General features: G+C 55.8%; 6 protein-coding genes. 4 read left to right on the top strand and 2 right to left on the bottom strand.

Annotation, left to right across the window (positions count from 1 at the left end; genetic code table 11):
- The first annotated feature begins 707 nt into the window (after positions 1–707).
- Together HWY05_RS27550 and HWY05_RS27555 are read left to right on the top strand one after the other, a co-directional pair.
- The gene (locus HWY05_RS27550) at positions 708–1,022 is read left to right on the top strand and encodes a hypothetical protein (protein WP_134965748.1); all 315 of its coding nucleotides are present in this window, start codon (positions 708–710) and stop codon (positions 1,020–1,022) included.
- Positions 1,023–1,050: 28 nt separating this feature from the next.
- The gene (locus tag HWY05_RS27555) at positions 1,051–2,358 is read left to right on the top strand and encodes a replication initiation protein (protein ID WP_134965749.1); all 1,308 of its coding nucleotides are present in this window, start codon (positions 1,051–1,053) and stop codon (positions 2,356–2,358) included.
- A gap of 38 nt (positions 2,359–2,396) precedes the next feature.
- Here the strand turns inward: HWY05_RS27555 and HWY05_RS27560 are convergent, their stop codons facing one another.
- Positions 2,397–3,491, bottom strand: coding sequence for a ParB/RepB/Spo0J family partition protein (locus HWY05_RS27560; RefSeq protein ID WP_134965750.1), 1,095 nt, complete (start codon positions 3,489–3,491; stop codon positions 2,397–2,399).
- The gene (locus tag HWY05_RS27565) at positions 3,491–4,162 is read right to left on the bottom strand and encodes a ParA family protein (RefSeq protein ID WP_176060335.1); all 672 of its coding nucleotides are present in this window, start codon (positions 4,160–4,162) and stop codon (positions 3,491–3,493) included. Before HWY05_RS27565 ends, HWY05_RS27560 begins: the two co-directional genes overlap by 1 nt.
- Positions 4,163–7,623: 3,461 nt before the next feature.
- Between HWY05_RS27565 and HWY05_RS27570 the strand changes: the two genes are divergently transcribed.
- The gene (locus HWY05_RS27570; RefSeq protein WP_176060336.1) at positions 7,624–8,247 is read left to right on the top strand and encodes a hypothetical protein; all 624 of its coding nucleotides are present in this window, start codon (positions 7,624–7,626) and stop codon (positions 8,245–8,247) included.
- The gene (locus HWY05_RS27575; RefSeq protein WP_244146714.1) at positions 8,244–9,491 is read left to right on the top strand and encodes a hypothetical protein; all 1,248 of its coding nucleotides are present in this window, start codon (positions 8,244–8,246) and stop codon (positions 9,489–9,491) included. Before HWY05_RS27570 ends, HWY05_RS27575 begins: the two co-directional genes overlap by 4 nt.
- Positions 9,492–9,598 lie beyond the last annotated feature (107 nt).

Below are 9,598 nucleotides of genomic sequence, written 5' to 3' on the forward strand. Positions count from 1 at the left end.
CCGCGGATGGGGAACCGGCGGTTGAGCTTACATCTGCACAGGCGTCGCGCGCGGCTCGCGAACGGTAAGTTTGCTCAGGGCGGTGGGAGCGTACCGTCCCGGGGTTTTAGGGTTGTTCTTTTAAGACACGCACGTGTGTTTACAGATTTAGAAGACCCTTTAACAGTTTACAAACCTTTAGACCGGCTGAACCGCTTACTGGCGGACGTTTGCGGGCGGATAGGTAGCCTGCTATAGGGAACAAGGTAGCCGCTAATGGGGCGAATGGTCTGTGGATATGGGAAAGATGGTAGCCACGGATGGGTCGAAGGGGTTGTGGATATGGGAAACAGGTAGTCATTCGTGGGGATTCTGTGGATCTTCGATTTGGTAGCCATCTATGGGACGCTAGTTTGGTAGCCGCCTATGGGAAGACGATTCACTGAGATATATGCCGCTCCATCGAACGTGTTCCGCCGTAGGTAGCCGCTGATGGGATTGGGTAAAGGTAGCCGTTTATGGGGCATCTAGGGCAGATCTGTTGGGCACTGACTTTTCCGTTTCTTCCAAAGTGCCAGAGCAATTGATGGTTCACGGCAGCAGTGATGAAGGTAGCCGTTTATGGGATGCTTCTTAGGTTGCCGTCTATGGGGAAGTAGTCTCGACGTCAGCCCCCGCCGGACGCCCCAAAGGTGTCCATCTATGGGGGCAGTGCAAGGTAGTCGTCTATGGGTAAATCGAGCCCTGAGCGTTGGCCTGATGCCCCGTTCACGGGAGGGTTTCCCGGCCCCAGTCCTGCAGCTCCCATCGGCGGCTACCTTTTTGTCCGTGTTTACACCAACACCGGTCGAGATGATCTTGAAAAGGTAGCCTTTTATGGGGCGCTTTCGCTTTCGATGGTTACCGTCTATGGGAGTGAAATCGGCTGTGGCTGCAATTTTGGAAACACGTACAATCAACCACTTATCGTGCCAACTTCGCGTATTGGCTTCAGTCGCCGCTTCTGCCTGTTGCGTGCCAAAACCTACAGGTATAAAGTCTAGCCATTTGATGGCTACCTAAGGCACGGCGATGGCACGGAAACGAGTCGGTGATCCCGCGGACAAACAGGTTTCATTGTTTCAGGCCAGCGAGCCGCCGGACATTCTTCGGAAAGCGGTCCAAGCCATCCATATTGCTCCCAAGTCGGGTAAGCTGGGCTTGCAGCAGCGAAAGATGTTCAGCTCGTTGATCAAGAACGCCATCAAGCAGGACGCAGTTGAACCGGGCCGTATGAGCTACTCGATCACGATCGGCGCACTTTCCCAAGACAGCGGTTTGAACAGTAACAACACGCAGTACGTGAAGGAGACGGTCAATTCTCTGATCAGCACGGTTGTGAACTGGGACTATCTTGCTGCCGATAAGACTGCTGTTTGGAAGGCATCAGGGTTGCTCGCTGGCGCAGAGTTGCAGCATGCAGTTCTCAAATACAGTTTTTCCGATCAAATTCGCGGTGAGTTGCTCAGCCCCGAGATCTACGCTCTGATCGACATGCGGATTGCGAGGGAGTTTCGGCGCGCGCATTCCCTGGCGCTGTGGGAGAACACGGTTCGATATGAGGGAGTTGGACTAACAGCAAAAATTCCTTTATCGAAGTTTAGAGATCTGATCCTTGGTCAGGATCGGAGCGCACAGTCCTATCAGGAGTACAAGCTTTTCAAGAGCAAAGTGCTGATGCCGTGCATACGCGAGGTCAATGAAATATCCGACCACGTGCTTGAGCTGGTCGAACATAAGGCTGGCCGCAGCGTTGAGGCTGTGCAGTTCAAGGTAACCAGGAAGTTGGATACTGAGCTTAAGGACGAGCCCGACGGAAGAAACGAGGCCCTCGTAGACGAAGTTATCAAACTGGGAATCCCGCGTTCCGAAGCTCGAAAGATGCTTGCACAGTACGGTGACCAGCGCGTGCGATCAGCGCTGGCTTACGTTGCAAATCGCTCGACAAAAAAGAATGCGGCTCCGGTTGATAACGTTGCGGCTTATTTCCGAAAGGCGCTTTCTCACGGGTACGCCTTACCCGACACACCAACGCCCAAGCGGAAAGAGCCGGCGATACCCCCTCAAGGCAGACAGGCGCAAGTTCGTGACAAATATCTTGTTCAGAAAATGTCAGAGGTGCGCGAGTATTTCAGAGAACTGGAGATCGACGATCAGACGGGTTTGATTGCTCGTTACAATGAGACGGTGGACGCGAAGAACCTCAAACTTTCACCGCCAAAAAAGCCTTCCAAGCTCGCCGAGACGGGGTTCTTTCGGTGGCTCGTGCTCGATACTTGGGGAGAGCCTAGCGCGGACGAACTTCTCGAATTCGTCCTCGCTGCCGGAAACGCTGAATAGGCTTGTCTTGCCCGAATCGACGCATGCAAGCGTCGATTTCAAGAGCCAGCGATGCTCTGTTGCTCAACGGTTTCGAGAGGCTCTGCACGCGGGGCGCTAGACAACTGCGACGCGATAAACTCGCGAATTAATCCTTCCAGTTGAGCGACGAGGAGTGTCTGCTGATCTTCGTTTAGACCGATCAGTTTCAACTCCGTTCGTCCATCGCGGTAACGCTTCAGCGCGCCAATGTCGCGGCCGTCGGCAGTGTGGAACGGCACATTGCCGCTGTAATGCGTTTTCGTTGCTCGGGCCGGCGAAGCACCCTCCAGCTTTTTCACATATTCCTCGAGACGCCTCACGGACATCTCACCCTGTACGACGCGTTCGAGGATGGACTCGGCCACATCGACACGGACGCGATCGAAGATAAGCTTCACATTGTATGCGTGCGCTAGGCCAATCCCGTCCGCGTCCGCCAGTTGCTGAAGATAGTGTTTCTGTAACTTACCGATAAGCAGGGTTTTGGACACTAGAGCTTTGCTGATGCCAAGGCTTTCAGCTAACGCATCCTGCGTTTCAAAAATGCCCTCAGAGAGCACGCGAGTCCAAGCCACCGCGTCGTCGAAGACGGTCTGTTTGGTTCGATTCTTGTTAATGCTACTCGCGCGAAGATAAAGATCCTGGTCGCTCAGATCTGGGACAATCTCCGCGTCGATAGACGGCTCGCCAAGACTCTTTTTTGCGCGGAAGCGAAACTCTCCGTCCACAATGACATACTTGCCAGGATGTCGATGGTTGCGGGTAACCGTGATTGGGACGTGTTGTCCTTCTCGCTTGAGGCGGACGGCCAAATCATCGATGGCCATCGGGCTGTAAAATTCGCGCGGGTTAAACGGGTTCGAAACGAGCTCGGTCAACAGAATTCTTACTCGAGGCAACACTGCGGAGGCGTTAGTACGGCTGCCGTAAGTGTTCGCGAGGGGGTCCCCCTCTATGGCGGCTCCGACCGGTTTTGTTGGTTGATCTTTGGCGTGCAAGACGCCGGTCGCGTCGAGGCGTCCGTCGACATCTGCTTTTTCGTTAGCGATGCCTTTGCGAATAGAAGCGCCGAGGCCCAATTTCACTTTCGATGCTTGATTCTTGTTTGTCATCACGCCTCCAGCAAGCCCTTGATCGCCAGAATTTCTTTCGCCACGGCGGTAATTTCGTCGCGAGCCTGCTTTGCTGTGCGCTGCCCCTTCACAGTAAATACAGTCGCTCCCACGCCGATGGATGTCTTATAGATCTCACGTAAGGCTATGGTGCTATCGAGGATCGGATATGGATTGTCCTCTGCCATTGCTGCCCTTACTTCGGCATAGCCTGTAGTTTTCGTATTCACGCGATTGAAGACGATGCCGCAACTCTTGGGATCGCTTCCGATTGTTCGGCGTACAAGTTGAAGCATGCCCGTGGTACTCCACGCGTCGAGTGCGGAGGCGTCCATTGGTACGAGCACAAAGTCAGAGGCAGCTATGGCGATCTCAGTGTTTTTGTCGTGCACGCTTGGCGGGCAGTCGACAATGACTAGATCGAAGTTTTGAGCCATGCGTTTGATTTCGCGCCCAAGATTCGCGCCCGCCGCAGCCAAGTTGACAACGGTAAATGGATAGGGTACTTCCCCTGCCCCCGTTGCTCTTACTGAAGAACTCTGCGAATCGGCATCAACGACGAGAACACGCAAATCTGGCTCATCATCGCAATACGCACCCGCGAGGTTGAGGGTGATCGTGGTCTTTCCGCTTCCACCCTTCTGGTTTGCGACCGCAATGACTAATCCCATACCCAAGCTCCAAATAGCAATAACTCGATTATAGAATAATTTTATATTATTAACAATAAAAAACAAGATATGAATCGATCGAAACTTAATATATCGGCGCATCTCTGTGTCGAGCGATAAATAGTATGTCGTGCGCCTTGCCGGCGCAAGGTCCTAGCAGACAGGGCCGAAATTAATTTTGAATTCGATCGTCGCGGTTGACCGGCCGCTCGCAGAACACGATCTGCCGAAGGCGTAAAATCCGGAGGGATCGACTCCTGCCGGCAACCGGTTTCCACGTGGAAACTGCGAATCGCTTGGTAGATGGCGCCTTTCGTACGGCGAGGGGTCATGGTGTTTCGTGTTTTTTAATCATGTTAGGGCCATCTGCAGTTCGAGTTGCTGGTGCGTGCGCCCCGAATCTATGGCGCGAGCGGTTGTGCTGAAAGCATGACATCCACTCTTTAGGTCACCTTTGATTTGTTGCTTTCGTGCTTTCGTGCTTTCGTGCTCACGTGCCACGCCAATGACTTGTCGATGCCTGCCGGGTCAGCGGATCGATATCTCATGCTTGGTCTGTCCGCGTTCTCCCATGAGTCAATCTTTCAATTTGTTGCTGTGTCCTCTGTCGCGGCAGCGACGCGTTCATGCAACACACTATTCCTCGTGAGCTCTGCGCCAATTGAGGCGGCCGGTTTCCACGTGGAAACTAACCGTAGTAGAGAGCTGTTAAAACTCGGGGCGCTGCCTCCTTTGCTAGCGAAAATCCTACGCGGGCGTTTTTCGCTATAACTTGAGTGTCCTGGATGGCCGATTATTCGAAGTTTATGCAAACCGCGACGACTCGTCTCTGCGCGTCTGCGCAATGAGGACGGAGGCGCTGGATCCTCCGTGTGCTCGTCTATTGGGTTTCCACGTGGAAACTGGGCGGCGTCAATGCCTCGGAAGGGGCTCGTGTTCTCTATCTCCGATTCGGTCAATGTCGTCGATGCGAGAAAAGCAACGTGGAACTTGCATTGGCGCCCCTGGCCCGCCGGACGCTAGAAAAGCTAGGACATCCCAACGGTATGGATAGCTAGATTTGTCGAAGATAGCCGTGGACGACGCTTGCGTATCTGTGCGGCTCACGGTTCTCGCGCTCGAGCTGTCTGCGGCTTTCGTTGGAACGTCTCGCTATCTCGGCAAGAGACTCGGCTATTTGCGCATGCATCCGACTAACACAGGCCTAACCTCCAACCACGTTCAGCGTTCCGGCAGATCCAGTTTCCACGTGGAAACTGGACATGTTGTGGGAGAAACCTATTGGCAGCGGATCACAACCATCTTCGTGCCAAGCAGGGTGAGCGCCAAGGGCGATTGATGCTGGCCACTCTGCGGCAGATTGCAGGCGCGATTTACCCCTTTCGCGGATGAGTGTTCTCGGGGCCGTCAACAGCCGGCAAGGAGCCTTTATTCTTTGCAGACGCCTCTCGCGGGACACGGTGGAGATCGATCGATAGCAGGGAAAATAACGCTTTGCTCGATGATGCGCGCCTATGCGCGTCCTTGGGCTTACGCGGCCACCTAAAGAACCTTGAAAACGGGACAGCGGGCAAATGTCTGTTCCCATCTGCGCGGCGTTGGAAATTGTCGCGAGAATTCGTCTCGCGTATGTTGCGGGTTAGGTCGATCGATGTCGCTGCGGGACGAGCATGCAGTTCCCCGGTTTTATCGGCGTCGAAAAATATGTTGTCATCCACGGTGGCTCACTGCGGACAGGGCGGTTGCAATTCAGGGGCGGAGCTCAACGATGCTACAGGCCTTAAGAGTTTCTTGGCCATCTAACATGTCAGGCACACCGTTGTCTACGACGTTGAGAGACCGGCGCGCCTGTTCGGAACTCGGACTGCTGTCGGCCATGCGATGATCGTACCGGTTCGGATGTGGGGTGTGCGTTGCGGCCCAGTCGCCGCTTAGTGTTTAGGAGCGGCAAATGTTCTCACCGCTTACTGATTCCATTCGAGTTTGCGAGCTGATTGGATGCCGGGTGCGCCAGATGCACGTTTTGAGCAAAGTACCCATGTGGTGCGTGCCGCGAGCAATGGTGACGCCTCGTGGTAGAAATTTCGTCGCGTCTCCTCTTTGTGGTGTTCGGCAGCATCTTGGATGCGCTTGGGCTAATCGGTGGGATAAAAAATCTGTCGTCAGCGCTTGCGTCGACGAGTCAGGTGAGAACGTCGAACGCTGTTAGCGCGAGCTTTTCTGTTCTGTAGAGGTCGTGCGTCCCTCTGTCGTCGGAGTGATCCCCGTAAGCGGGTGCGAGATTCAGTTTCCACGTGGAAACTGAATCGAAGAGAGGTGCCAGATCATAGGGGTGTGCGCTCGCGTGCCACTTTCCTCCGCGTTATAACGGCGGGAATAACTACCTCCGATTATGTCGCGATGTTCAAGTTTTCGTGGATTACTATCTCTAGTGAATTGCTAAAAATTTTTCAATAAATTCCGTGTGCGCGTGATTTAGCGGCATTGGTAAACACGACCGCGCCGTTCAATTCGCGCCTTATATACTGAATTTGCTCAAGCCACCGACCCGGCGCGTTCGCGCCAACGGAGTCGACAGAGCGTCGGCACAGGTCGTCGGGCTTGTCGAGTCGAGGGCGGAAAGGGAGGCGACAGGCCGGCCGCAGGAGAGCGTTCCGAGCAAGGTGGGGCAGGGCGCCTCACCCAGGAAAGTTGAGTGGCTATGTGCCGATTGAGCGTGCGAGCGACACTCCACAAACTGGGTGCTGCATATCGGCTCCTCCTAGATTTCCTAGTTTTTCTGGGGGCGGAAAGGCCGTTTAGATTATCTCCCAGACTCGCAAACATAGCGTGGCGCGTACTCCACGACGAGACGTGCGTAAGGCCTTATAAAGTGAAAGTTGGCGGGCGCCGTGCGCCTAGGCTCTCGCGCCGATTGGAGGTCAGGGCGGCGGTCTCGAAATCGCTGCCTTGCGTTCCCGTGGGTTGAAGGAAAAGTTGCAGCACCTCCGGTCAGCCCGTAATGGGCGAGGGTTGGGTTGCTGTCTGTGTCGTAACCACTTTTGCTTCTGCGGGTGAAGAAGCAAAAGTCGAAAACGCCACACGAAGGAAGAGAATGTCTGAAATGTCACATGCCCTAGTACTGCCCGGCCGGCATGTCCGTGAAACAGAGGGCTGATCTACTTCAGCAACCGAAGAAGCAATGGCGGTAGGGCTTTGCGGCCAGTTTTGCCGACTTTCCGTTGGATTGTTTCACGGCTGGACGCGGTGAACGAGCAGTCAGGTCACCCAAATTTTGTAATGTGCATATGCACATCAAAGGGTGCGAAAAAACGTAGCAAATGACACGTATTTTGTAGTGATTGTATTGGCATGCGAAACCGCAATCACGTCGCTGCCAGAAGGGCCGATGTCCGGGTCGTTTTGTACTAAAACATGATGGTCGGGCAAACCGGAGTGTTGTCGATGATCCACCACGTTTCTTGCGGGCAGTCAACAACGCACGTCCGCACGGCGCGCATCGATATGACCTCTTCGGTCCGAAGATCGGGCGCCGGCTAACCCTGTTCGGGCGGCTCGCCTTCGATCTCTGGGTTCGTCTCGAATCAGACCCGGACGTAGTCACTTACTGCGAGCGGCCCCTGTGCATCCCGGACGCGAAGCCGTCCCGGGTTGTCGACTTCTGGATCCGCACGCATCACGACGAGAGATTGTGTGTCGTACTGCGGACGGCGGAATGGACTTCTGTGGAGCGAGGACATTCCCTGTTCCCGGCTTTTCAGTCGTGGAGCCGGGCGTCTTCGATGCAGTTGCAGATGATTCATCCGCGGGATCTCGACGACCCACCTGTGCTACGCGAGAACCGGATCATGATGCTCCGTTACCTGGTGAGCGGTCACGCCCTCCCGGTTGACGGATTGATGCACGGCGTGCTCATTGCGTGCGGGAATGGCACCACGTTGGCAGAACTCGAACGGCAATTCGCGGCGGCCGATCCGATGCTGGTCCGTTCCGCAGCGTTCAGACTGGTGCTTGATGGACAGGTTCGATGTCCAACGCTTGCACTGGAACCGCTCGGGCCGTGTACCCGTCTGGAGCGCACATGAAGATGATCGCTTTCGGGACGTTGCGGTTCGACCGCCGCTCCATTCCACCGGATTTGACAGATATCGGGCAATGGCCGGGCGCCGACGACAGCGCGCTGTCTGACGAGGGGCGCGATCTGCTGACGCGCCGCATCCGGGCGATGACCCTGTTTTTGGACGGCCAAACACCTTTGCGCGAAATCAGCCGGGAAACGGGAGTTGGTTTTAACGACCTTTATCGCGTCTTCGAGCGGTGCATCACGCAGCACGAGGACGGCCGAATCTTTGGCTGCCGCGCATTGATCCCTTATCAGCACACGCGGCCGTACGACCGCCGCTCGCAGGTCAAGCCGTCCCGTGAGGGCGTCGCGAGCAACGCCAGCGGAGCCTTCACCCAGTTGCTGCAGCGCTATCCGGACATCGCTCGCTGGATCGAACGCAAGGTCGCCGAGCGAAGCAGGAAGCACGCAGAACTCACCGAAGTTCACCGGCACCTGTGGCGACTGCACGGAAGCTTTCTTGCGCAATGCCGGCAGGCAGGTATTCAGGCGCACGAATATCCATTCAACCAGAAATACCTCGCTGAACGATCGCTTGCCAGTCACGCCCGCGCGCTGTCGGACCGGAATTTCGATGCAGCGGCTCGGGCGGCAGGTGCCCAGCAGATCAGACATCGCTGGAACGACGATCCCGAGGCCGTTCGTAAACCCGCAACCCGTCCATTTGAGGCAGTTGAATTCGACGGTCACAAGATCGATGCGCGCCTGACACTGCGCATCGACGATCCGTTCGGTTTCGAAACATTGCTTGTGCTGCACCGGATCTGGATTCTGCTGGTGCTCGACGTGGCAACCCGTGCAGTGATTGGCTATGCGCTCGCCCTCGGTCGCGAGTACAACAAGGACGACATTGCCGCGGCCTTGCAGGCGAGCCTGATGCCACACACAGCTCGCGCTTCGAAGGTTCCGGCGCTGGCGGTCAGACCCGGCGGAGGCTTCCCGTCTGAGGCGATTCCCGGTACCGCGTGGGCGTGCTGGGGCACGTTCCGCTTTGACGCAGCGAAGGCACATTTCGCGAGAGCGACACTTGAGCGCCTGACCCAGGTCGTCGGCTGCACAACCGACAACGGGCCACTGGGCCAGAAAAACGAACGTGCGCTGATTGAGCGCTTCTTCGATCAGCTCGCGTCGCATTTCGCGCACAGATTGCCGGCCACCACGGGCAGCGATCCGCGCGCAGTCGAACGTGTGTTGTCGGCGGTGTAAAACCGCTTAAAGATGGCGTCGCAAGGTTGAGCAAAGCGCTCAACAATAAGGGGGCCGTGTGGCCCCCTCGTGGTTGATGATGTGATGTGCAACGAATCCGCTAGAAC

The sequence above is a fragment of the Paraburkholderia sp. BCC1876 genome (assembly GCF_902833695.1).
Taxonomy (GTDB): Bacteria; Pseudomonadota; Gammaproteobacteria; order Burkholderiales; family Burkholderiaceae; genus Paraburkholderia.